The following is a 23,016-nucleotide window of genomic DNA, read 5'->3' on the forward strand; positions in this document are numbered from 1 at the left end:
TCGGCACCGGTCACCGTCACCCTCGGCGGTGGAAAGCGTCACCCTCGGCGGCTCCCACCCGATACTCGCGCGTCAGGAGCCGAAGCGCGCGTTCGTCGGCACGATCTGCTTGCCGAGCGGCAGCAGCGAGACCGGGATCATCTTGAGGTTCGCGATGCCCAGCGGGATGCCGATGATCGAGACGAACAGCGGGATCGAGGTGACGACGTGCCCGATCGCGAGCCAGATCCCCGCGAAGATCACCCAGATCACGTTGCCGATCGTGGAGAACGCACCGGCCGTGGGCTTGTCGACGACGGTGCGCCCGAAGGGCCACAGCGCGTACCCGGCGATGCGGAAGCTCGCGATGCCGAACGGGATGGTGATGATGAGGATGCAGCAGACGATCCCCGCCACGACGTACCCGATCGCGAGCCAGAGCCCTGCGAAGATCAGCCAGATGACGTTCAGGATCGCGTTCATGCCCCGATTCTGCCTCACGGACGTCGGCCGGACGCCCGGCCCGGTGACGCCGTCGGAAAACTAGACTGCTCCCGTGCCCTCCCCCACTCCTGCCTCGCCCCTCGACGTCCCTGCCGAGCCGTCTCGGACGATCGCCGACCGCTACGAGGCCGTGCGCGCACGCATCGACGCCGCGGCGCTCGCCGCGGGCCGGGCCCCGGCGGAGGTGCGGCTTCTCGTGGCGACCAAGACGCAGGGTCCCGCGGCGGTGCGCGCGGTCGTCGCCGCGGGCGCGACGCTGATCGGCGAGAACCGCGTCCAGGAGCTCGTCGCCAAGGCGCCCGACCTCGCCGACCTGGTCGCGGACGGCTCGGTGCGGGTCCACATGATCGGGCACCTGCAGCGCAACAAGGTCAACCAGGTCCTGGCCACGGCCACGGGTGTCGAGTCGGTCGACTCGCTCGCGCTCGCCGAGGCGCTCGCGAGCCGGTGCGCGCGCGAGGGCCGCACGCTCGACGTCATGGTGCAGGTCAACGTGTCGGGCGAGGAGTCCAAGGCGGGCGTGGGGCCCGACGACGCCCCGCACCTCTCCCGTCAGGTCGCCGCCCTGGAGGGTCTTCGCCTCACGGGGTTCATGACGATCGGGGCGAACTCGCCGGACACCGCGCTCGTGCGCGCCGGGTTCGAGCGGCTGCGCGGGATCCGTGACGAGGTGCTCGCGAGCGGTGCCCCGGGGACCGGTGAGGCACGCGAGCTGTCGATGGGCATGAGCGGCGACCTCGAGGCGGCGATCGCCGAGGGCGCGACGATCGTGCGCGTGGGGACCGCGGTGTTCGGGGCGCGTGCCGGCACCATACCCGTCGCCTGACCGGCACGGGCACGGCCCGGGCACGGCCCGGGCACGGCCCGGGCACGGCCCGGGCACGGCCCGGGCACGGCCCGGGCACGGGACCGGCCCCTGTCAGGGACCGGTCCCACGCCCGTGCGGGGCGCCCTTCGGCTACGACGTCGTGACCTGCTGCAGGTGCGCCAGGACGACGGCTTCGACGGCGCTGCGCGTCCCCAGCACGGCACGGTCGACGCGCGGCATCTGCTCGGCGTGATAGTTGGGTGCGTCGGCCGACCAGTGCACGATCGCGTTGCCGACCAGCACGTAGCCGTTGTACCCCTCGGTCACCCAGTAGGCGTCGGCGGAGAGACGCGCGTCCTGGGCGAACGAGGGGAAGGTCACGGTGGTGTCCGCGGTGCCCGAGACCTCGACGCTGATCGGGTCCCCGGCGCTGACGTAGTCGATCGTCACGGAGGGGCACGACGACGCCCGGTCATGGACGACCGCGTACGCGGACTCGGCCGCGGCCGCGTCGGTGAAGAGGTGGGCTTCCTGCTGGATCCGCCCACCGGGGCTCATGGTGTCCTGCAGGGCGTAGCCCCCGGTGCCGAGTCCCGCGAGGATCGCCGCGATGTCGCAGTCTGCCGGGGACCGGGTGTTCGCCGGGGGCACCCGGGGCTCGTCCCGAAGGATCGTCATGACGTTCCCCTGGATCGCGGGGATGCCGCTGAGGATCCCGGCTTCCGGCAGGAGCAGGGACCGGATCGCGGACGGGTCGATGTGAGGTGGCGCAGGCGCCACGACGGACGCTCCCAGCTCGGCGGTCACCTGCGCGACGTCGTCCCCTGCCGAGGGCACGGTGATCGTCCCGGCCGTCTCGACGGGACCTTCGCTGTCGGCGGGCGCCTCGGTCGCGCACGCTGCGAGGGTCGCGCCGAGGACCAGCACGAGGCCCGCCCTCTGCGTGGCCCGGCCGAAGGTCGTGGCGGGCCCTGCTCCGACCGATGGACGACGGTGTGCTTCCATGACTCCCCCAGAATGTCCGGACGTCACCGCGTGGCGCGGTGAGATGTCCCCATTCTCGACCGTAGGACACGCGTACCGCATGGCGGCCCGATAACGATTCAGCGCCCAATGCCGCGATCCGACCTTCCGGCCGTCCGCTTCCCGGGTCCCCCCTCTGACCAGGGTCGTCGTGCGACCGGGCGCCTAGCCCCCCAGCAGCTCGAGCGCGCGGCGCACGCCGGGCGCCCCGGCCCCGCGCAGGGCCTCGCGGGCCTCGTCGGGGCCGACGCTCGCGAGCAGCATGACGAGCGCGACGTGGATCTCGCCGCCCGCCCGTGCGAGGACCTGCTCGCACTCGTCGGTGCCGAGTCCCGTGGCCTGCACGAGCATGCGCACGATGCGTGCCCGCAGCTTCTGGTTGGTCGGGCGAACGTCGATCATGAGGTTCGAGTAGGTCTTCCCGAGCCGGATCATGGTCGCGGTCGAGAAGGTGTTGAGGACGAGCTTCTGCGCGGTCGCGGCCTTCATGCGGGTCGAGCCCGTGACGACCTCGGGGCCCGTGTCGAGGAGGATCGCGACGTCGACGCGCGAGGCGAGGCGCGCCTGCGGGTTGGCGCTCACGAGCACGGTCGCGGCGCCCCGCTCGGCGGCGACGTCGAACGCACCGCCGACGTAGGGGGTACGTCCGCTGGCCGCGAGGCCCACGACCAGGTCGCCTGCGCGCACGCCGTCGGCGTCGCGCCGTCCGAGCTCGACGTCGTCCTCGGCTCCTTCGACGGCGAGCATCATGGCGCCGGCGCCGCCTGCGAGGTGCGCCTCGAACCACTCGTCGCCCACCCCGTAGGTGGGCAGCAGCTCGACCGCGTCGAGGACGCCGAGGCGTCCCGAGGTGCCGGAGCCGAAGTAGTGCACCTTGCCGCCGCCGCGCAGCGCGGCCACGGCCAGGTCGACGGCCGCGGTGATGTGGTCGGCCTCGGCCCGGACGGCGTCGGCGACGCCCGCGTCCTCGTCGGTGATGCGGCGCACGACCTCGGCCGTGGGCAGCAGGTCGATGTCCGTGGTGCGCGGGTTGCGCTCCTCGGTCGGCGACGCGAGCCGGAGCACCTCCTGCCAGTCCTCGGCGGAAGCGTGTCCGGCCGCGCGGTCCACATGGGCGGCGGGTCGGGTGTCGGTCATCGGTGCGTTCCCTTCGGCATCGGGGCGAGCCCGAACGGGGTGTTGGCCAGCACGAGCCGGCGGATGGGCCCGGTGAACGCGGGCCAGACGAGCGGGGTGGGGGGCGTGAGCGAGCCGAGGACCGCGGCGCGGCGGGCGCCGGTCGAGCGGCGGCGCTGGACGCCCTTGGCGGTGCCTGCGACCCCGTGCGCCGACAGGAAGCCGAGGAGCGCGAACAGGTACGCCTCCTTGGCGTCGATCGGCATGCCGAGCTGGTCGGCCGTGAGGAGCTCGCAGCCCTCGGGCAGGTAGGCGCGGAGACGGGCGAGCAGCGTCGGGTTGTGCGCGCCGCCGCCCGAGACGACGACGCGGCGCACCTCGCGCTGACGGTCGACGTCGGGGTCTGCGTCGGGGTCGGCCCCGGGGCGCCGGTCGGCGGACGTGCTCTGGGCGACCGTGAGGAGACCCTCCGCGATGGTGACCGCGGTGAGCTCGGTGAGGGTCGCGACGAGGTCGGGCCCCGTGAGGTCGGGGCGCACGGACGCGAGCTTGCGCGGCACGTAGGTCGCGTCGAACAGCTCGCGGCCGGTCGACTTGGGGGCCTTGGCCGCGAAGTACGGGTCGTCGAGCAGGGCGCGCAGCGCGGCCTGGTCCACGGTCCCGGCGGCGCCCAGGGCTCCGTCGCGGTCGAACGGCTCGCCCGTGAGCCGGCGGGCGGTGAGGTCGATGAGGCAGTTGCCGGGTCCGGTGTCCCACCCGGTCACGGGCGCCTCCACCTCGCCGACGAGCGTGACGTTCGCGATCCCGCCGATGTTGAGCGCAGCGCTCAGCCCGGCCGGCGCGCCGTCGGGCGACTGCGGGTCGCGGCCGAGCCACAGCGCGTCGAGCACGCTCACGAGCGGCGCTCCCTGGCCGCCCGCGGCGATGTCGGCGACGCGGAAGTCGCTGATGACGGGCCGCTTGGTGCGCTCCGCGATCCAGGCGGCGTTGCCGAGCTGGAGGCTGCCGTGCGCGCGGGCGCCGACGACCCAGTGGTAGAGCGTCTGCCCGTGCGACGCGACGAGGTCGACGTCACCGCCTGCGACGTCGTCGATGGCCTGGCGTCCGGCCTTGCCGAACTCCTGCCCGATGAGCGTGTCGAGCTGCGTGACCTCGCCCATGTCGACCGCGGCGGGCGGCAGCGCCTTGAGGATGCGTTCGCGCAGCGCGGCGGGCCACTCGTACTCGGTGTGCCCGAGGGGCCGCATGCGCAGGACCCCGTCGGGCCCGAGGTGGAAGTCGGCGGCGGCCGCGTCGATCGCGTCGACCGACGTGCCGGAGGACAGGCCGAGGACGATCATCGGGTCACCTCCGAGGTGAGCGCGGTCAGCTGCCCGACGGCGGCGCGCGCGTTCGCGCGTCCGGTGCCGCAGGCGACGACGACGGTGGTCCGGTCCCCGAACCAGGCGGGGACGGCGTCGGGGAAGCCGGTGTGGATCGCGACGAGGCCCGGCCGCGCGGCGCGCAGGGCGTCGAGCATGCCTGCCTCGCGGCTGCCCGGGACGGGCTCGCGCGTCACGACGACGAGCGGTCGCTCGGTGGTGGCCGAGATCGTGGCGAGCACGCCCTCCCACCCGGCCGGGTCGGAGAAGGAGTGGAGGGTCGTGTCCGGGAAGGCCGCGACGAGCGCGGTCTGGACGTGCTGGGCGGTGCGCCCGGCGGCGTGGTCGAACCGCTGACGCAGGTCGACGACGTCGGGCGCGGGGCCTGCCGGGTCGAGGTGCGTGGCGGGTCCGTGGACACGCACGGCACGCTCGGCGGCCTCCTGCCCGACGGCGGCGAGCGCCTCGAGCGCGGCCGTCGCCTCCGCGGGGCCACAGGTCGTGCCGGCGGACGCCTGGCGCTCGCGCACCCGGCGCACCGTGCGTGCGGTGCGGGCCGCGGACGCGCGGAGCCGCTCGATCGTGACGCGGCCGTCCTCGACCGCGGCGAGGAGCGCGGCCTGCGCCTGGCGGAACAGCGCCTCGTCGTCGCGGCCGACGGTCGTGCCGAGGCACAGCAGGTCGGCGCCGCCCTCGATGGCCTGGACGGCGACCTCGCCGATCCCGTCACCGCCCGTGACGGCACCCATGTCGAGGGCGTCGGTGATGATGGGGCCCTCGAAGCCGAGCTCGCGCGCCAGGACGGCCGCGGCGGGCTCGAGCGAGACAGGTCGAGGACCGATCGCGGGAACCAGCAGGTGCGCCGTCATGATCGAGTCGATGTCGACGTCGGGCTCGAAGGCCCGCACGAACGGCGGCAGGTCGCGCTCACGGATCGTGGCGAGCGGGTCGTCGACCACGGGCAGCGACAGGTGGGAGTCCACGTCGGTCGCGCCGTGCCCCGGGAAGTGCTTGCCGCACGCCCCGACGCCCGCACGGTGCAGGCCCTGGACGAACGCGGCGCCGTGCCGGGAGACCAGCCCGGGCGTCGCGCCGAACGCACGGACGCCCACGACGGGGTTCTCGGTCCGGGAGTTCACGTCGAGCACCGGGGCGAGGTCGAGGTCCACCCCGGTCGCGGCGAGGAGCCGTCCGAGGGCGAGCGCGACCCGCTCGGTGAGGTCCTCGTCGTCGACCGCCCCGAGGGCCGCGGCCCCCGGGATGCTCGACCCCGTGACGGCCTCGAGGCGGCTGACGTCCCCGCCCTCCTCGTCGATCGTGATCAGCAGGTCGGGCGAGACCTCGTGGAGGTGGGCCGAGAGCCTGGCGGTCGTGGCGACGTCGGGCGTGTTGTACGCGAAGTAGACGACTCCCGCGAGCCCCTCCTCGCAGGCCGCGAGGAGCCAGCCCGGGGCGTCGGTCCCCGTGAAACCGGGGAGCAGGACGCCGTTGACGGCGCGCAGCGCGTCGTGGTGCACGGTGGTCATCCCTTCACCGACCCAGCGGTCAGGCCGGAGGACAGGTTGCGCTGCACGAGGACGAAGAAGACGATCACGGGCAGCGTGATGAGGGTCGAGGCAGCCATGACGGCGCCCCAGTCGGTCGTGTTCTCGCCGAAGAACTTCTGCAGACCGATCGGCACGGTGTACTTGGCCGACTGCTGCAGGAACGTCAGGGCGAAGATGAACTCGTTCCACGCGGTGATGAAGGAGAAGACGCTCGTGGCGACCACGCCGGGGGCGACGAGCGGCAGCAGGATCTTCCAGAACATGCGACCCCACGAGGCGCCGTCGAGGTACGCGGCCTCCTCGAGCTCGACCGGGACGGCCGCGACGAAGCCGCGCAGCATCCAGATCGCGAACGACAGCGAGAAGGCGATGTAGACGATCGTCAGCCCGAGGAGCGAGTTCAGCATGCCCAGCGTGCGCATCTGGAGGAACAGCGGGATGACGAGGGCCTCGAGCGGCACCATCTGCACCATGAGGACGAGCACGAGGATCGACTTGCGGAAGCGGAACGTGAAGCGGCTCACGGCGACCGCTGCGAGCAGCGCGAGCACCGACGAGAACACGACCGCGCCGATCGCGACGACGATCGAGTTGCGCAGGTAGTGGCCGAACCCGCCGTCGTCGATCACGGTCACGAAGTTGTCCCACGTGACCCCGGCAGGCAGGATCCGCGCGCCACGCGTCGCGGCCTCGGGGTCGATCGCCGAGGAGAACATCCAGTACGCGGGGAACAGCGCGAAGGCGAGCAGCGCGACGATGCCGACGACCTTGCCCGCGGTGGGCAGGGGACGCTTGCGCGCCTTGACCCGCAGGAGCTGCGGGGGGCGCGGGGCGAGCGAGGCACGGTCGTCGGTCGCTCCGCCCCCGGAGCCACCGGCCGCGGACGGGGTGCTGGACGGGGTACCGGTCAGGGCGCTCACAGCTCCTCCTCCTTGAACAGGGTGCGCATGTACACGACGGTGATACCGAGCAGGATCAGGGTGAGCAGCACGGCGATCGCCGATCCCATCCCGTACTTGCCCTGCGCGAAGGACTGGATGTACGACCACACGCCGAGGTTGAAGACCTCCTTGTTGCCGCCGTTGCCGCCGGGCATCAGGTAGATCTGCGTGAAGACCTTGAAGTCCCAGATGGTCGACAGGATCGTCACGACCGCGAAGACAGGGCGCAGGATCGGCGCGGTGATGGTCCAGAACCGGCGCCAGGGCGTGGCCCCGTCCATCATCGCGGCCTCGTGCAGCTCCTTGGGGATCGTCAGCAGTCCCGCGAGGACCGTGATCGCCACGAAGGGGAACCCGTGGTGGACGACGTTGAGGGTCGCGATCGCGTAGAAGCTCAGACGCTCGGTGAACCAGTTCGTGGTCGCCGGGTCGATGAGACCGACCGAGTCGAGCACCGAGGAGACCAGACCGTTGAGCGGGTCGAAGATCCAGATCCACACGTACGTGCCGGTGATGGCCGGGACGGCCCAGGCGACCATGATCGCCGTCGAGCAGACCGTGCGCCAGAGCGTCCCGAGGTTGTTGAGGAACAGCGCGACGGCCGTGCCCAGGACCACCGTCAGGACCACGCACGCGACCGCGAAGCCGATCGTGTTGGGCAGGACGACGGTCCACAGGAACGAGTCGCCGAAGATCGCGGCGTAGTTGTCGAAGCCGACGTAGTTCGACTCGCCCGAGGCGATCTGCCGCAGGCCGTAGTCCTGCAGCGAGATCATCACGACGCGGGCCAGAGGCCACAGGAGCAGGACGCCGAGGACGCCGAGCGCGGGGGCCAGGAGCAGCCAGGGGCGCAGCGGCGACTTGTGGCCGAGCACGCCGTGCATGCCACGTCGGCCGACGCCGCGGCGCGGGCTGGAGGAAGGGGCCGGGGCCGGTGCCCGGCGCGTCAGCTGGTCGGCCGACGCGCCGGGAACCTGGTGCAGATCTGCCATGGGTTCGTCAGGACCCGAAGGTCTCGTTCATGTCGGCGGCCGCGGTGTCAGCGGCCTCCTTGACCGTGGCGCTGCCCGAGAGGATCGACTGCAGCATCGTCTCGACCGTCTTCTTGCCCTGGATCTGGCCGTAGAGCGGCGTCACCGGGACGGAGGCGCCGGCCTCGACCATCTGCTGGGCGAACGGTGCGACGAGCGGGTCGTTCTCCTCGATGACCTTCTCCAGGAGCGAGGTCTGGCCGGGGAAGTAGCCGGACTGGTTGCCCCACTCCTGCGCGAACTTGCCGGTCGTCATCATCTCGACGAACTCCCACGCGAGGTCCTGCTTCTCGCTGGCCGCGAAGACACCCAGGTGCGACCCGCCCAGGAACGAGTCCGACAGCCCCTCGGTCTCGCCCGGGATGGGGAACGCGCCGATCTTGTCGGCCATGTCCGGGACGTCCGTGAGGATCTTGCCCGGGGTCCAGCTGCCGGAGATCATCATGCCGACGTTGCCCTGCTCGAAGTTCGACAGGAGGTCGGTCTCCTTCCAGGTCGTCGCCGCGGCGGTCGACAGACCCGCGTCGGTCGCGAGGCCCGTGTAGAACTCGAGGCCCTTGACGGAGTCCGCGGAGTTGATCTCGGACGTCCAGGTGTCGCCGTCCTTGACGGCCAGGTCGCCGCCCGCACCCCAGATGAAGGGCATGGCGCCGTACTGGGAGTCACCGGCGATCGGGAAGGGGATGAGGCCAGGGTTGGCGGCCTTGAGCGTCTCGGCCGCGGCCTGGAGCTCGGCCCACGTCGTCGGGACGGCGATGCCGGCCGCCTCGAAGAGGTCCTTGCGGTAGACGACCGAACGCACCCCGGCGTACCAGGGCATGCCGTACTGCGCGCCGTCGAGCGTCGCGGACTCGACGAGCCCGGGGACGAGGTCCTCCTCGAGGCCCGCGTCCTTGATCCGGTCGGTCAGGTCGGACAGCGCGCCGACGTCGGCGAACTCTCCCGTCCAGGTGGTGCCGAGCTCGGCGACGTCCGGCGTGGTGTTGCCCGCGATGGAGGTCGTGAACTTGTCGTGGGCGCTGGCCCACGGCTGGAACTCGATCTGGAGGTCTGCGCCGGTCTCTTCCTTGAACGCGGTGGTGACCTCGTCGAAGAAGGCGTCCCCGTCGGGGTTGGTGCCCTCCATGATCCAGACGGTGAGGGTCTCGCCGGTGTGGTCGGCGGAGGCTGCGTCCCCCGTGGCCTCGCCGCCGCTGTTGTCCCCGCCGCCACACGCGGTGAGGCCGAGCGCCAGGAGGAGGGTGCCCGTGACGGCCACCGTGCTGCGTCGCTGCATGCCGTGACTTCCTTTCTGGTCGGCTGCCGCGTCGCGGCCAGCCGTTCGTCCCTGCGGACCTGATCGTTCGTGGGGGCGCCGGATCGTCGGCGCCCTTCGACTCTGAAACAAACTTACATCAGGTTGGGTGTTCGTGAAGATTACCGCCAAAGAGAGGCAGAGGGAAGCCGCTCGCGAAGTTGTGACCTGTTGGTGACCTCGGCCCGGCGGCACGTGCCGCCGCAGGCGGGGCCGGCAGTGGAGCCACCGGGCGAGGCCACGGGCCAGGTCGCCGAGCGAGACCGCCGGACAAGGCCACCGAGCTTGGCCGCCGGGCGCGGCAGGCCGGCGCCCGGCGACGACCCGACGGCTGCCACGTCACGGCACGCGCGCGGTCCACTCCTCGGTCCCGAACTTCGTGCGCACGAGCTCCTCGGCCTGCGCACGCTCGTCAGCGGTCACCGCGCCGTCGACCGTGCGGTACCGCGACCGGAAGTGCGCCTTGAAGGCCTCGATGACCTCCTCGCGCGCCATGCCCGTCTGCGAGCGCACGGGGTCGACCCGCTTGTTGGCGCTCTTGGTGCCCTTGTCGCTCATCTTCTCGCGACCGATCCGCAGGACCTCGAGCATCTTGTCCGCGTCGATGTCGTACGCCATGGTCACGTGGTGCAGCACCGCTCCCCCGCGCAGACGCTTCTGCGCGGCGCCCGCGATCTTGCCCGCCGGGGACGCGATGTCGTTGAGCGGCTTGTACGTGGCGTTCACGCCGACGTCGGCGAGCGCCCCCAGCACCCAGTCGTCGAGGAAGGCGTACGAGCGCTCGAAGCTCAGGCCCTCGAGGAGCGAGGCCGGCACGGTCAACGAGTAGGTGATGGTGTTGCCGGGCTCGACGAACATGGCCCCGCCGCCCGAGATCCGACGGACCACGGTGATGCCGTGCTTCGCGGCCCCCTCGGGGTCGACCTCGTTCTTGAGCGACTGGAACGACCCGATGATGACGGCGGGCGCGCCCCACTCCCAGATGCGCAGGGTGGGACCGCGCCGACCTGCGTCGAGCTCCTCGGTGAGGACCTGGTCGAGCGCGAGGTGCATCGCGGGCTGCTCGGGCCCCTCGTGGATGATCTCGAAGACGTGGTCGTCCCAGCCGGTCGCGTGACCGAGCGCGCGGCGCACGGCGATCGCGACGGCCTCGGGCGAGAACCCGACCATGGTGATGTCGTCCGTGAGGACGGCCTCGATCGCATGCGTCAGGTCGGCGACCGTCGACGTCTCGGGCAGCCCCGTCAGGGCGGCGTTGATGTCGTCGAGCGCGTCGTCGGGCTCGAGGAAGAAGTCTCCGCTCAGCGCGACGCGGGACAGCCTCCCCTCGTCGGTCTCGACGTCGACCGCCACGAGCTTGCCACCGGGAACCTTGTACTCGCCTCTCATGGTCTCCACGGTACGTGCCGCAGGACGAGGGTCGTCGCCCCTGGGTCGTCCGGGCCGACGGGCACCTGGTGACCTGGACCACACGCAGGAGTAGCCTCCAAGCAGCGGGGTCGCGCCCCGCGCCCGAGGAGCCGGCCGAGGACGTCGTCGAGGATCCGGCCGGGAGCCCGGTGCAGAGCGCGGTCGAGGGCCCTGCGGAGAGCCCGGTCGACGGTGCCGCGCGAGACCCAGGCGCGAGGTCGGGTGAACCTCCTGGCACTTTTCTCCGCAATGTGGCGCCGCTGTGAAACTTCATGCCACAATGAGGCGTGACCAGCACGCAGGACCCCGACCCCGCCCGCCCGGAGGCCCGTGCAGACGTCCCGGCGACGCCCACGGGCCCCTCCCGCTGGATCGTCGCGATCGACGTCGGCGGGAGCGGCAGCCGCCTCGTCGCGGCAAGGCACGACACCGCGACCGGCGCCGCCACCACGGCGCACCGTACGAGCCTCACCGGCCGCCCGGTCGCGATCGGCCCTGAGGGCAGCAACGTCGCCGAGGTCGTGCACGACCTCGGTGCGGCGTTCGTCGCCGCCTGGACCGAGACCCACGGCGAGCCTCCCGTGGTCGCTGCCGCCGCGGTCGGCGCGACGGGTGTCGCGACCCTCGTCCCGGACCCGGCCGTGATCCACGACGCGCTCCGCGCGAGCCTCGGGGCCGAGCGCACCGCGGTCGCCGCCGACGCCGTGACCGCCCACCTCGGCGCGCTCGGCGGCCGGGCCGGGGCCGTCGTCGCGGTCGGCACGGGCACGATCGCCCTGGGCACCGACCTCGCCGGGACCTGGCAGCGCGTCGACGGCTGGGGGCACCTCCTCGGCGACCTCGGTTCGGCGTCGTGGATCGGCGCCCACGGGCTGCGGGCGGCGCTCGCCGCGCACGACCGCCGGTCGACGGGCGGCTCGCGCCCGTTGCTCGCGGCCGCCACGGCGCGGTTCGGCCCCGCGCCGACCTGGCCCGCACAGCTCTACACACGGCCCGACCGCGCCCAGGTCCTCGGGTCGTTCACGCCCGACGTCGCGGCAGCCGCCGCCGCGGGCGACCCCGCAGCCGTGCAGATCCTCACCGAGGCCGGACGACACCTGGCCGAGTCGCTCGCAGCGGCCCTCGTCCCCGGGCTGCCACCGCTCGCCGCAGCCACGGGTGGCGTCCTGGCCGCAGGCCCGTCCCTGACGGGCGCCCTCGCGCGCCGCTTCGCCGCGCTGCGCCCCGACGCCGAGCTCGTCCCCTCCGCAGGCACCCCGCTCGACGGTGCGCTGCACCTGGCCCGGCTGCTCGCCGAGGGCGCGGGGAGCGCCGACGGCGCCGAGGGTGCAGGGAGCGTCGACGGCACCGCAGCGCTCGTCGCGCACGAACCGTGGCTGAGCCTGGGAGGCTATGGCCCGGAACCGGCGCCCGCACCCGACTCCGGCAAGCGAACCGCCAGCCACCCCGACAGCCACCCGGCACCGATCACAGGAGATCCGACATGACAGGTGATGGACTCGTCCGCATCCGGCAGGCCCTGCCGACCCTCCGCCCGGCCGAGGCCCGGATCGCGGAGGCCGTGCTCGCGGACCCGGTCGCCGTCGTCGGCTCCACGATCAACGAGCTCGCGGCGCGAGCGGGCGCCTCGCAGGCCACGGTCGTGCGGTTCTGCCGCGCGATCGGCTACGCCGGCTACCCCGAGTTCCGGATCGACCTCGCCCAGGCCACGTCGCGGCGCGAGATGGAGCTCGAGCGATCGAACGTCGCGCACGGCGAGATCAACGAGACCGACACGGCCGAGGACGTCGTCGCGAAGATCGCGTTCCACGAGGCGCGCACGATCGAGGAGACCGCGCGCATGCTCGACCTCGGCGCGCTCGAGCAGGTCGCTGCGGCGGTCGCGGCCGCGCCCCGGGTCGACGTGTTCGGCGTCGGGTCGAGCCAGCTCACCGGGCAGGACCTCGCGCAGAAGCTCCAGCGGATCGGGCTCGTGTGCTTCGCCGCGCCCGACCCGCACCTCCAGCTCCAGTCCGCGGCGCTGCTGCGCCCGGGTGCGGTCGCGATCGGGATCTCGCACAGCGGGCAGACGGTCGAGACCAACCACGCGCTCGGCATCGCGCAGGCGCGCGGGGCGACGACCGTCGCGATCACGAACTTCCCCGAGTCGCCCCTGGGGCAGGAGGCCGCCATCGTCCTGGGCACCACGGCGCGCGAGACGCAGTTCCGCTCGGGCGCGCTGTCGAGCCGCATCGCGCAGCTCGCGGTCGTCGACTTCCTGTTCGTCCGCGTGGCCCAGCGCCTGTACGAGCAGACCAGCGCCAACCTCAAGGCGACCTACGACGCGGTCCAGCCCCACCGGCTCGACGGGGAGCGCAAGGCCCGGGCATGAGCGTCTCCGCCGCGACGACGCGGGCCCTCGAGATCCGGACCGACCTCCTGACGCGGGTCGCCCAGGCGCACGACGCGTCGCACTACCTGCTGCGTCCCGAGGCGGTGGCCCGCGCCCAGGACGTGCCCGACGTCGTCGCGGCCTTCGCCGAGGCTCGTCGCCGCGGGCTGTCGGTCACGTTCCGCTCGGGCGGGACGAGCCTGTCGGGTCAGGCGTCGGGCGCAGGCCTGCTCGTGGACACGCGGACGCGCTTCACACGCGTCGAGGTGCTCGACGACGGCGCCCGCGTGCGCTGCCAGCCGGGCGTGACGCTGCGCTCGGTCAACGGGCGGCTCCTGCGTCACGGGCGGCGGCTCGGTCCCGACCCGGCGAGCGAGATCGCCTGCACGATCGGCGGGGTCGTCGCGAACAACTCCTCGGGCATGGCCTGCGGGACGGTCGACACCGCGTACCGCACGATCGAGTCGATGACCCTCGTCCTGCCCAGCGGGACCGTGCTCGACACGGGCGCCCCGGACGCGGACGAGCGGCTGCGCGCCCTCGAGCCTGCGCTGCACCGTGGTCTGGCCGCGCTGCGCGACCGGGTGCGTGCGAGCGCGTCGATGCGCGCCACGATCGCGCACCAGTACTCCATGAAGAACACCATGGGCTACGGCGTCAACGCGTTCGTGGACCACGACTCCCCCGTCAAGATCCTGGAGCACCTGGTCGTCGGGTCCGAGGGGACGCTCGCGTTCGTGGCGGACGTGACGTTCCGGACCGTGCCCTTGCTGCCCGCGGCGTCGACCACCCTCCTGGTCTTCGACGCGCTCGAGCACGCGACCGACGCCCTGGCGACGATCACCGCCTCGGGCGCGCGCGCGATCGAGCTGCTCGACGCGGCGTCGCTGCGCGTCGCGGCCGCCGACCCGCTCGCCGACGCCTCGATGCGGGCCTTCGCGACCGCGACGACCCAGACTGCCCTGCTCGTCGAGTACCAGGCCACGACCGCCGACGGCCTCGAACCGTTCGAGGAGGCCGCGCGTCGCGTCATCGGCGACCTCGATCTCGCGACGCCCGCCGACCTCACGCGCGACCCCGCGGCACGTGGGCGTCTGTGGCGCGTGCGCAAGGGCCTGTACACCGCGGTGGCCGGTGCCCGGGCGCCGGGCAGCACGGCCCTGCTGGAGGACCTCGTCGTCCCGGTCCCCGACCTCACCGCGACGGTCGGCGACCTGGGCGGGCTCTTCGTGCAGCACGGCTACGACGACGCCGTGACGTTCGGGCACGCCAAGGACGGCAACCTGCACTTCATGATCACCCCGCGCCTGTCCGACGACGGCGAGCTCGACCGGTTCGCGGCCTTCACCGAGGACATGGTGTCCCTGGTGCTGGACCGCGGCGGCTCGCTCAAGGCCGAGCACGGCACGGGTCGCATCATGGCGCCGTTCGTCCGTCGGCAGTTCGGGGACGACCTCTACGCCGTGATGCGCGAGGTCAAGGCGCTGTGCGACCCGACCGGCCTGCTCAACCCGGGTGTCCTCCTCACGGACGACGACGAGGCGCACCTGGCGCACCTCAAGCTCGTGCCTCCCGTCGGGAAGCCGGCAGCGGGAGACCTGGCCGAGGTCGTGGACCGGTGCGTCGAGTGCGGCTACTGCGAGCCCGCGTGCCCGTCGCGGACCGTCACGACGACCCCGCGCCAGCGCATCGCGCTGCTGCGCGAGATGGTCACGGCTCCCCCGGCAGAGCTCGCGGAGCTCGAGCGCGCCTACGAGTACTCGGCCGTGGACACGTGCGCCGTGGACTCGCTGTGCGTGACCGCGTGCCCGGTCGGGATCGACACGGGCAAGGTCATGAAGGTCCGCCGCGCGCAGCGGCACGGCGCAGTCGTCCAGCGCGCCGGGCGCGCGGCGGCCGACCACTGGGGCGGCACGGTCACCGGCCTGCGCGGGGCGCTCGGCGTCGTCGACCACCTGCCCACCCCGCTCGTGACCGCCGCCTCGAAGGTCGGGCGGGCCGTGCTTGGTGCGGACGTGGTGCCGCTCGTCGGGTCCGACCTGCCCGGACCGGGACCACGCCGCGTGGCGTCGGTCGGGGCAGGCGCGGACGCGTCGGTCGTCTTCTTCCAGTCGTGCATGGGCTCGCTCTTCTCCCCCGCCGAAGCCTCTCCCAGCCCGGGCGGCGTCGGCCCCGCGTTCCTCGCGCTGTGCGAGCGCGCGGGGATCACGGTCGCGATCCCCGAGGGGATCGCAGGACTGTGCTGCGGCACGCCCTGGGTCTCCAAGGGCCTGACCGACGGCGCCGCCGCGATGGCCGAGCGGACCTTCGACGCGCTCTGGGCCGCGACCGACGGCGGCCGCCTGCCGGTCGTCTCCGACGCGTCGAGCTGCACGCACGGGCTCGAGGGGATCGGCTCGCACCTGACCGGTGAGGCGCACGAGCGGTTCGAACGGCTACGTGTCCTGGACGCCGTGACGTTCGTGCGCAGCGACGTCCTGCCCGCGCTCGAGGCGAGCGGCCGCTCACCCCGGGCCGTCGGTTCGACGCTGGGCTCGCTCGTCCTGCACCCGACGTGCTCGTCGATCCACCTGGGGGTCGTCGGCGACCTCGAGGCGGTCGCGCGGGCGGTGGCCGACGACGTCGTGCTCCCGCTCGACGCCGGATGCTGCGGGTTCGCCGGCGACCGCGGCATGCTCCACCCCGAGCTCACCGCGGCGGCGACGCGCGCCGAGGCCACCGAGCTCACGGCCCACGCACGCGATCACGGTCCCGCTGACGCGTACGCGTCGAGCAACCGGACGTGCGAGATGGGGCTGAGCCGGGCGACGGGGCAGGACTACGTGCACGTCGTCGAGCTGCTCGAGGCGGCTACCCGGCCCTGACAGGTCCCCGCCCCCGACCGGTCAGGAGGAGCGCGACCCGGAGGTCACGCTCCTCCTGACACTGTGCACGCTGGCGTCCGGGGCGGGCTGCGGCGGTGGCGCAGGCTCAGCGCGGCTGCACGCCCGCGTGGATCAGCCCGTAGATCGCCGAGTCCGTCAACGCCTCCCAGGCGGCCTCGATCAGGTTCGGCCCGACGCCCACGGTCGACCAGGACGTCGCCCCGTCGGTCGTCTCGATGAGGACGCGCGTGATGGCGTCCGTCCCCTGCTCGGTGTCGAGGATGCGGACCTTGAAGTCGATCAGCTCGAAGGCCTCGATCTCCGGGTACACGCGACGCAGCGCGAGCCGCAGCGCGTGGTCGAGCGCGTTGACGGGGCCGTTGCCCTCGCCCGTCTTGACGATGCGCTTGCCGCCGGCGTGCAGCTTGACCGTCGCCTCCGCCGTCGCCTCGGTGCCGCGTCCCCCGGCCCGCTCGACGATCGTGCGCCAGCTCTCGACCCGGAAGAACTGCGGCCGCTCCCCCGCGATCTCCTCGCGCAGGAGCAGCTCGAACGAGGCGTCGGCAGCGTCGAACGTGTACCCGCGGGCCTCGGCGTCCTTGACGCGGTGCGTCACGCGCGAGAGCACGTCACCCTGGTCCGAGAGGTCGAAACCCATCTCGCGCCCCTTGAGCTCGATCGACGCGCGGCCCGCCATGTCCGAGATGAGCATGCGCATGTCGTTGCCGACGAGTGTGGGCTCGATGTGCTGGTAGAGGTCCGGGTCGACCTTGATCGCCGAGGCGTGCAGCCCGGCCTTGTGCGCGAAGGCGCTCGCCCCCACGTACGGCTGGCGCGCGTACGGCGAGATGTTGGTGATCTCGCTGATGGCGTGCGCGATGCGCGTGGTCTCCTGCAGGCCCCCGTCGACGAGCAGGCTCCGGCCGTGCTTGAGCTCGAGGTTCGCGACGACCGTGATGAGGTCCGCGTTCCCGGTGCGCTCGCCGTAGCCGTTGACCGTCCCCTGGACGTGCGCGGCGCCCGCCGCCACAGCGGCGAGGGAGTTCGCGACCGCGCAGCCCGAGTCGTTGTGCGCGTGCATCCCGAGCAGGGGGTCGCCCGCCTGGGCGTGCAGCCCGTCCGGGATCCCGACGGCGTCGCGCAGCTCCGTGACGATCTCGCCGACCCACTCCGGCAGCATGCCGCCGTTGGTGTCGCACAGCGCGACGACCTCGGCCCCCGCCGCGAACGCGGCCTCGACCGCCGCGCGCGAGTAGGCGGGGTCGAACCGGTAGCCGTCGAAGAAGTGCTCGGCGTCCAGCACGACGCGACGCCCCTCGGCCACGAGGAACGCGACCGTGTCGGTGATCATGGCGAGGTTCTCGGCGCCCGTGGTCCGCAGCGCACGCTCGGCATGGCGGATGTCGGACTTGGCGACGAGCGTGATCACGGGCGCCTGCGACGCGACGAGCGCCCGGACCTGCTGGTCGTCGGCGGCCCTGATCCCGGTCTTGCGGGTCGCGCCGAACGCCGCGAGGACCGCGTTCTTGAGCGTGAGCTCCTTCGCGGCACGGGAGAAGAAGTCCGTGTCCTTGGGGATGGCACCGGGCCAGCCACCCTCGATGAACCCGACGCCCAGCTCGTCCAGGAGCGGGGCGATCGCGAGCTTGTCGGCGACCGAGAGGTTCATGCCCTCCTGCTGCGCGCCGTCACGCAGGGTCGTGTCGTAGACGTGGAACGTCGAGGGTGCGCTCGCTGTGGCAGGAGCTACGGGGTTCACCTGGGAAGTCATCGTGCCGCTCTCTGGGGAGATCTCGGGGTCCAGCGGTGCCGCCTGGGCGAGACCACTCTAGGTGGATCGGGCGATCCGCTTCCGCGCTCGCCCGGAGGGTTCCTCGGTCCCACGCGCCGGGCGGTCGCTCTCGTGAAGCTCGTGCCCGGCGCTTCGATGCCCGACGGGGGTGGTGCCAGGCAACAAAAAAACCCCCCGAGGGTGCGGGAGGTTTGCGCGTCCGGTGTGATGGCCGGGCGCGCTACTCGATAATGAGGTGGGAGACGAGGTGTGTCACAGGACACATGCTGCCACAGCAGCCGCCAGGATGGAACGGTGTCCACGGACTGAGCACGCCACACGCACCGAGCGCCCGGAACAGCAGCCTGCAACGACAGGAGACGCACCATGAGCGACCCGAGCTTCCCTCCCCACGGCAACGTCCCGCCGTCCGGTTCGCCCGGTCACCCCCAGGGGGTGCCGCCCGCGATCCCGCCGGTGGTCCCACCCGATCCTCGCGCGGACTTCCCCGCCCCGCGCGAGCCCGTCAACCCGGCCGACCCGCGCCTCGCGGTCGAGGTCGGCCGCTTCTGGGCGGGCGCCGCCGCCACGGCGCTGGTGGCCGCGCTCATCGGCCTCGTGGCCGTGATCATCCTCGAACGGATCTTCTCGTTCACGCTCGTGCCACCGCCGGACATCTTCTCGACCGCCTCGCACCAGGCCGCGTTCGCGATCGACGGGGCGATCCTGGCCCTGCTCGCCGCGGGGCTGCTGCACGTGCTGATCCTCACGACCCCGCGTCCGCGGGCGTTCTTCGGCTGGATCATGGCTCTCGTGATCGTCGTCGTCACGGCCCTGCCGTTCGCCTGGACCACGGACACGACGTCGGCGGTCCTGTCCGGGCTCGTGAACCTGCTCATCGGGGTCGCGGTCTGGTCGCTGCTCGCGGGCGTCGCGGGCAGGACGATCGTGCGCCGCCCGGCCTGACCCGCGTTGAGCCGGCCTGCCCCGGGCCGACACGCCGAGTGCGGAGCACCTGTCGTCGATCGCGTCGATCGGCGACGGCTGCTCCGCACTCAGCGGGACGTCGGGAACCTCAGGCCAGGCGCGTCATCCAGCCGTGGCGGTCCGCCGCCCGGCCGTTCTGGATGTCGGTGAGCTCGCCGCGGATCGCCAGGGTCAGCTCGCCCGCCGCGCCGTCGGCGATGGTGTGGTCGAAGTTCGACCCGCCCAGGCGGCCGATCGGCGTGACGACCGCAGCCGTGCCGCACGCGAACACCTCGGTCACCGCGCCGGACCGGATGTCGGCCAGGAGCTCCTCGAGCGGGATACGCCGCTCGGTGACCTCGTGGCCACGGTCGTTGAGGAGCTGGATGATCGACGAGCGCGTCACGCCCTCGAGGATCGACCCCGTGAGCTCGGGCGTCTCGACCGACCCGTCCGCCTTGACGACGAACACGTTCATGCCACCGAGCTCCTCGAGGAACGTGCCCGTCGACGAGTCGAGGAAGCAGACCTGCTCGAAACCCTTCTCCTGCGCGAGCGTCTGCGGGAGCAGGCTCGACGCGTAGTTGCCGCCGCACTTGGCATCGCCAGTGCCGCCGGCACCGGCGCGGCTGAACTCGCGGTCGACCCAGATCGAGACGGGCTTCACGCCGCCCGAGAAGTACGGGCCGACGGGCGAGGCGATCACGAGGTACTCGGCCTCGAGCGAGGCCCGCACGCCGAGGAACGACTCCGAGGCGTACATGAACGGACGCAGGTACAGGCTCGCCTCCTCGCCGCTCGGGACCCACTCGACGTCGGTGCGCACGAGCGCGGTGATCGAGCCGATGAAGTCGTCGACCGAGAGCGCCGGCAGCGCCAGACGGTGCGCCGACCGGGCGAACCGGGCGGCGTTGGCCTCGGGACGGAACGTCCACACGGACCCGTCCTGGTGCCGGTACGCCTTGAGGCCCTCGAAGATCTCCTGGGCGTAGTGCAGCACCGCGGTCGCGGGGTCGAGCTGGAGGGGGCCGTACTTCTCGATGCGGCGGTCGATCCAGCCGTCGGTCGAGTTCCAGCTGATCCGGGCCATGTGGTCCGAGAACACGGTGCCGAACTTCGGGGCGGAGATCGCGGCCGCCCTGGCCTCGGGGGAGGTCGGGGTGTCCGAGGTGCGGATGTCGAAGAGCGCGACGAGATCCTCGGCCGAGGAAGCGGGCTGCGCTGTGAGGGGGGAAGTCATGTCATGGGCCTTTCACCTGGCGACCCGGGTGGGTTCCTCGCCTAGTTTTCCATGACCGAGCGCCCTTCGGCGCCCGCAGGGCGGGCGAGAACTCCCGGGCCTTCGACGAGGACGTGGGAGCGGTGAGGACGGCAGAGGGTGCGCGCCGCCGTCGGGCCCCTCAGCAGGGCGCGACGGCGACGCGACGGCAGGTCGGAAGGACCGATCAGCCGGCGACGCGGGCGGCGAGCTCGCGCCCCACCTCGGCCGTCGACCGTACTCGGCTCCCCCGCTCGGCGAGGTCCGCGGCGACCGCGGCCTCGACGCGCTGCGACTCCTCGGCGAGGCCGAGGTGGTCGAGCAGCATCGCGACGGACAGGACCGTGGCGGTGGGGTCCGCCTTGCCCTGGCCGGCGATGTCGGGAGCCGAGCCGTGCACCGGCTCGAACATGGAGGGGGCGGTGCGGTCGGGGTTGATGTTGGCCGAGGCCGCGAGGCCGATGCCGCCGGTGATCGCGGCGGCCTGGTCCGTCAGGATGTCGCCGAACAGGTTGTCGGTGACGATGACGTCGAATCGCGACGGGTTCGTCGTGAGGAAGATCGTGGCGGCGTCCACGTGCAGGTAGTCCGTGGTGACGTCGGGGAACTCGGCGTTGACGACCTCGACCGTGCGGCGCCACAGGTGACCGGCGTGGACCAGGACGTTGTGCTTGTGCACGAGAGTCAGGTGCTTGCGGGGGCGCGCCTGGGCGCGGGCGAACGCGTCACGCACGACACGCTCGACGCCGAAGGCCGTGTTCACGGAGACCTCGGTCGCGATCTCGTGGGGCGTGCCGACGCGCAGCGCCCCGCCGTTGCCGACGTAGGGGCCCTCGGTGCCCTCGCGGACGACGACGAAGTCGATCTCGCCCGGGTCCGCCAGCGGGGACCTCACACCGGGGTAGAGCTTGCCGGGGCGGAGGTTGACGTAGTGGTCCAGCGCGAAGCGCAGCTTGAGCAGCAGGCCGCGCTCGAGGACGCCCGACGGGACGGTCGGGTCGCCGATCGCGCCGAGGAGGATCGCGTCGTGCGTGCGGATCGCCGCGAGGTCCTCGTCGGTGAGGGTCTCACCGGTCGCGTGCCAGCGGCGCGCACCGAGGTCGAAGGGCGTCGTCGAGACCTTGACGTCGGTTCCCGAGAGGGCCGCCTCGAGGACCGCGAGGCCCTGCTCGACGACCTCGATACCGATGCCGTCTCCGGCGACCACTGCCAAGTCGATGTTGCGCGTCATGCCCGAACCGTACGCCCAGGGGTCAGCCCTCGGGACGCCCATCTCACAGCGTGGGCGGCTCGGGGGCCACGATCCGCGTCATCCCGCGGGCCGGGCGCTGCCGTCCCGACTGGTTGCGCTCCCATGCCGCCCTGGCCGGACCGCGCGACGCTCGATGGTGGTAGGAGCGGCACCGCGCGTCGACTTGCGCAAACGGCCAGAGTACGCAACTCTTAGGAAACTTTCCTAAGATGCTGGCAGAGAGGCCACCACGCCGTGTCCCGCACGCACGTCCCGGGGACCCCCGGGTTGCTCCGCACGATCAACGACCGCGCCGCGCTCGAGCTCCTGCTCGACACGGGACCCATGACCCGGTCGCAGATCGGAGACCTCACCGGCGTCTCCCGCCCGACATCCTCCCAGATCGTGGCGCGCCTGGAGTCGGCCGGGCTCATCGAGCCCACAGGGGCCGTCCAAGGAGCCCGCGGACCGCAGGCCGTCACGTACGCCGCACGCACCGACGTCGTCGTCGGGCTGGCCCTCGACGTCCTCCCCGGAGGAGTCCAGGCCCGCCTCGTCGACGCCCACGGCGCCGTCCTGGGCGGCGCAGAGGTCCCCACCTCGGACGACCGCACCGCGGTGGGCGACGTCCGCGCCGCATGGCACGCCGCCTGTGCCGACGCCCGCGTCCCCGTCGAGCGGGTCGGCGCGGTCGTCGCCGGGGTCCAGGCCGCGGCAGACCCGACGACCGGAGACCTCTGGCTCGTCGGCGACCTGCCGGGGTGGCCCCGCCTCGCCGTCCGCTCGCTCCTCGAGGAGGAGTTCGGCGTCCCCGTCCACATCGAGAACGACGTCAACCTCGCCACGATCGCCGAGCACGACGCGGGCCGGGGCGACGACGTGAGCTTCTCGCTGCTCTGGATCGGTGGTGGCATCGGCCTCGGGACCCTCATCGGCGGTCGGCTCCACCACGGGGCGACAGGTGCCGCCGGCGAGCTCGGCTACCTGCCCGTGCCCGTGACGGTCCGCGACTACGACGACCACTCGGTCAACCTCCAGGACCTCGTGGGAGGCCGCCGCTTCGAGGAACTCGCCGAGCGGTACGGCGTCCCCGGTGAGGGCTACACGGACTATCTCGAGGCCATGACCGCCGACCCGGACAGCCCGGCGGTGGTCGCGCTCGTCGAGGACTTCGGCCGCCGCCTCGCCGCGGTCGTCCAGCCGGTCGTCGCGGTCGTCGAGCCGCACCTCGTCGTCCTGAGCGGCCCGACGTGCATCGCAGGCGGGCAACGTCTCGCCGACGTGACCCGCAGCCACCTCATGGACACCGAGCAGGGCGTGACGGCGATCACCCCGCCCCTGGCCCTCTCGGACCCGGTCCTCCGCGGCGCCCAGGCGGTCGTCGCGGCCGACGTCCGCGCGCTCCTCCTCGACCGTGTCTCGGCCCACACCGCGGACCACGGCACGCACGGCGTGCCCGTCCAGACCGTGCGCGCAGCCACGGCGACCATCGGCGCTCCGGCGCCCTCTCACTCGGGGTAGCTCCTCTCGCTGCCCCGACG

18 protein-coding genes are annotated in these 23,016 nt (G+C 72.7%); 6 read left to right on the top strand and 12 right to left on the bottom strand.

Features of this window, described 5'->3' with window-relative positions; translation table 11 throughout:
• Window positions 1-72 precede the first annotated feature (72 nt).
• Complete coding sequence (locus tag ACFVQ3_RS16260) at window positions 73-462, bottom strand: YccF domain-containing protein (protein ID WP_387641143.1); 390 nt, start codon at window positions 460-462, stop codon at window positions 73-75.
• Between the two features lie 73 nt (window positions 463-535).
• On the opposite strand from ACFVQ3_RS16260, the gene ACFVQ3_RS16265 reads away from it, so the two are divergent.
• Window positions 536-1,309: a YggS family pyridoxal phosphate-dependent enzyme gene (locus ACFVQ3_RS16265; RefSeq protein ID WP_387641146.1), complete on the top strand. Its 774-nt coding sequence runs from the start codon at window positions 536-538 to the stop codon at window positions 1,307-1,309.
• Window positions 1,310-1,441: 132 nt separating this feature from the next.
• Here ACFVQ3_RS16265 and ACFVQ3_RS16270 read toward each other — a convergent pair whose 3' ends face one another.
• The 8 genes from ACFVQ3_RS16270 to ACFVQ3_RS16305 all read right to left on the bottom strand — a co-directional run bounded on the left by ACFVQ3_RS16270 (window position 1,442) and on the right by ACFVQ3_RS16305 (window position 10,993).
• Window positions 1,442-2,218, bottom strand: coding sequence for a hypothetical protein (locus ACFVQ3_RS16270; protein ID WP_387641149.1), 777 nt, complete (start codon window positions 2,216-2,218; stop codon window positions 1,442-1,444).
• Between the two features lie 261 nt (window positions 2,219-2,479).
• Entirely contained in the window at window positions 2,480-3,451 is a 972-nt protein-coding gene (locus tag ACFVQ3_RS16275) for an N-acetylmuramic acid 6-phosphate etherase (protein ID WP_387641152.1), read from the bottom strand.
• Window positions 3,448-4,770, bottom strand: coding sequence for an anhydro-N-acetylmuramic acid kinase (locus tag ACFVQ3_RS16280; RefSeq protein WP_387641155.1), 1,323 nt, complete (start codon window positions 4,768-4,770; stop codon window positions 3,448-3,450). The genes ACFVQ3_RS16275 and ACFVQ3_RS16280 overlap by 4 nt, the downstream gene beginning before the upstream one ends.
• Window positions 4,767-6,317 carry a glycoside hydrolase family 3 N-terminal domain-containing protein gene (locus tag ACFVQ3_RS16285; protein ID WP_387641157.1) on the bottom strand — a complete coding sequence of 517 codons (1,551 nt, stop codon included), beginning with the start codon at window positions 6,315-6,317 and terminating at the stop codon, window positions 4,767-4,769. Before ACFVQ3_RS16285 ends, ACFVQ3_RS16280 begins: the two co-directional genes overlap by 4 nt.
• Window positions 6,314-7,150: a carbohydrate ABC transporter permease gene (locus ACFVQ3_RS16290; RefSeq protein WP_387641209.1), complete on the bottom strand. Its 837-nt coding sequence runs from the start codon at window positions 7,148-7,150 to the stop codon at window positions 6,314-6,316. Before ACFVQ3_RS16290 ends, ACFVQ3_RS16285 begins: the two co-directional genes overlap by 4 nt.
• 104 nt (window positions 7,151-7,254) lie before the next feature.
• Entirely contained in the window at window positions 7,255-8,271 is a 1,017-nt protein-coding gene (locus ACFVQ3_RS16295) for a carbohydrate ABC transporter permease (RefSeq protein ID WP_387641160.1), read from the bottom strand.
• Window positions 8,272-8,278: 7 nt separating this feature from the next.
• Complete coding sequence (locus ACFVQ3_RS16300; RefSeq protein WP_387641162.1) at window positions 8,279-9,586, bottom strand: sugar ABC transporter substrate-binding protein; 1,308 nt, start codon at window positions 9,584-9,586, stop codon at window positions 8,279-8,281.
• A 357-nt stretch (window positions 9,587-9,943) separates the two neighbouring features.
• Window positions 9,944-10,993, bottom strand: a complete 1,050-nt coding sequence (locus tag ACFVQ3_RS16305) for a biotin/lipoate A/B protein ligase family protein (RefSeq protein ID WP_387641165.1) — start codon at window positions 10,991-10,993, stop codon at window positions 9,944-9,946.
• A gap of 308 nt (window positions 10,994-11,301) precedes the next feature.
• Here ACFVQ3_RS16305 and ACFVQ3_RS16310 point away from each other — a divergent pair, with 308 nt between their 5' ends.
• From ACFVQ3_RS16310 to ACFVQ3_RS16320, 3 genes are read left to right on the top strand one after another with little or no spacing between them, the layout of a single operon-like run.
• On the top strand, window positions 11,302-12,501 hold the full coding sequence (locus tag ACFVQ3_RS16310; RefSeq protein ID WP_387641168.1) for a BadF/BadG/BcrA/BcrD ATPase family protein: 1,200 nt from the start codon (window positions 11,302-11,304) through the stop codon (window positions 12,499-12,501).
• Window positions 12,498-13,385 (top strand): MurR/RpiR family transcriptional regulator, encoded by an 888-nt coding sequence (locus tag ACFVQ3_RS16315; RefSeq protein WP_387641171.1) that lies wholly within the window; start codon window positions 12,498-12,500, stop codon window positions 13,383-13,385. Before ACFVQ3_RS16310 ends, ACFVQ3_RS16315 begins: the two co-directional genes overlap by 4 nt.
• Window positions 13,382-16,249, top strand: coding sequence for an FAD-binding and (Fe-S)-binding domain-containing protein (locus ACFVQ3_RS16320; RefSeq protein ID WP_387641174.1), 2,868 nt, complete (start codon window positions 13,382-13,384; stop codon window positions 16,247-16,249). The genes ACFVQ3_RS16315 and ACFVQ3_RS16320 overlap by 4 nt, the downstream gene beginning before the upstream one ends.
• 106 nt (window positions 16,250-16,355) lie before the next feature.
• On the opposite strand, the gene cimA is transcribed toward ACFVQ3_RS16320, so the two are convergent.
• Window positions 16,356-18,020 (bottom strand): citramalate synthase, encoded by a 1,665-nt coding sequence (gene cimA, locus ACFVQ3_RS16325; protein WP_387641177.1) that lies wholly within the window; start codon window positions 18,018-18,020, stop codon window positions 16,356-16,358.
• A 387-nt stretch (window positions 18,021-18,407) separates the two neighbouring features.
• Here cimA and ACFVQ3_RS16330 point away from each other — a divergent pair, with 387 nt between their 5' ends.
• A complete protein-coding gene (locus ACFVQ3_RS16330) occupies window positions 18,408-18,986 on the top strand; it encodes a DUF6069 family protein (RefSeq protein ID WP_387641179.1) in 579 nt (192 codons plus the stop codon).
• Window positions 18,987-19,095: 109 nt separating this feature from the next.
• Here the strand turns inward: ACFVQ3_RS16330 and ACFVQ3_RS16335 are convergent, their stop codons facing one another.
• Window positions 19,096-20,226, bottom strand: coding sequence for a branched-chain amino acid aminotransferase (locus ACFVQ3_RS16335; RefSeq protein WP_387641182.1), 1,131 nt, complete (start codon window positions 20,224-20,226; stop codon window positions 19,096-19,098).
• Window positions 20,227-20,431: 205 nt separating this feature from the next.
• Complete coding sequence (locus tag ACFVQ3_RS16340) at window positions 20,432-21,475, bottom strand: 3-isopropylmalate dehydrogenase (protein WP_387641184.1); 1,044 nt, start codon at window positions 21,473-21,475, stop codon at window positions 20,432-20,434.
• 255 nt (window positions 21,476-21,730) lie between these two features.
• Here ACFVQ3_RS16340 and ACFVQ3_RS16345 point away from each other — a divergent pair, with 255 nt between their 5' ends.
• Complete coding sequence (locus tag ACFVQ3_RS16345; RefSeq protein WP_387641187.1) at window positions 21,731-22,996, top strand: ROK family protein; 1,266 nt, start codon at window positions 21,731-21,733, stop codon at window positions 22,994-22,996.
• The last annotated feature ends 20 nt before the right edge of the window (window positions 22,997-23,016 follow it).

Source organism: Oerskovia sp. NPDC057915 (assembly GCF_042887685.1).
GTDB lineage: Bacteria > Actinomycetota > Actinomycetes > Actinomycetales > Cellulomonadaceae > Oerskovia.

Excerpts from the sequence above, each read along its gene's own strand:
- ACFVQ3_RS16260 (WP_387641143.1), bottom strand. The coding sequence starts at position 462 with ATGAACGCGATCCTGAACGTCATCTGGCTGATCTTCGCAGGGCTCTGG.
- ACFVQ3_RS16275 (WP_387641152.1), bottom strand. The coding sequence starts at position 3,451 with ATGACCGACACCCGACCCGCCGCCCATGTGGACCGCGCGGCCGGACAC.
- ACFVQ3_RS16280 (WP_387641155.1), bottom strand. The coding sequence starts at position 4,770 with ATGATCGTCCTCGGCCTGTCCTCCGGCACGTCGGTCGACGCGATCGAC.
- ACFVQ3_RS16285 (WP_387641157.1), bottom strand. The coding sequence starts at position 6,317 with ATGACCACCGTGCACCACGACGCGCTGCGCGCCGTCAACGGCGTCCTG.
- ACFVQ3_RS16295 (WP_387641160.1), bottom strand. The coding sequence starts at position 8,271 with ATGGCAGATCTGCACCAGGTTCCCGGCGCGTCGGCCGACCAGCTGACG.
- ACFVQ3_RS16300 (WP_387641162.1), bottom strand. The coding sequence starts at position 9,586 with ATGCAGCGACGCAGCACGGTGGCCGTCACGGGCACCCTCCTCCTGGCG.
- ACFVQ3_RS16305 (WP_387641165.1), bottom strand. The coding sequence starts at position 10,993 with ATGAGAGGCGAGTACAAGGTTCCCGGTGGCAAGCTCGTGGCGGTCGAC.
- ACFVQ3_RS16315 (WP_387641171.1), top strand. The coding sequence starts at position 12,498 with ATGACAGGTGATGGACTCGTCCGCATCCGGCAGGCCCTGCCGACCCTC.
- ACFVQ3_RS16320 (WP_387641174.1), top strand. The coding sequence starts at position 13,382 with ATGAGCGTCTCCGCCGCGACGACGCGGGCCCTCGAGATCCGGACCGAC.
- cimA (WP_387641177.1), bottom strand. The coding sequence starts at position 18,020 with ATGACTTCCCAGGTGAACCCCGTAGCTCCTGCCACAGCGAGCGCACCC.
- ACFVQ3_RS16330 (WP_387641179.1), top strand. The coding sequence starts at position 18,408 with ATGAGCGACCCGAGCTTCCCTCCCCACGGCAACGTCCCGCCGTCCGGT.
- ACFVQ3_RS16335 (WP_387641182.1), bottom strand. The coding sequence starts at position 20,226 with ATGACTTCCCCCCTCACAGCGCAGCCCGCTTCCTCGGCCGAGGATCTC.
- ACFVQ3_RS16340 (WP_387641184.1), bottom strand. The coding sequence starts at position 21,475 with ATGACGCGCAACATCGACTTGGCAGTGGTCGCCGGAGACGGCATCGGT.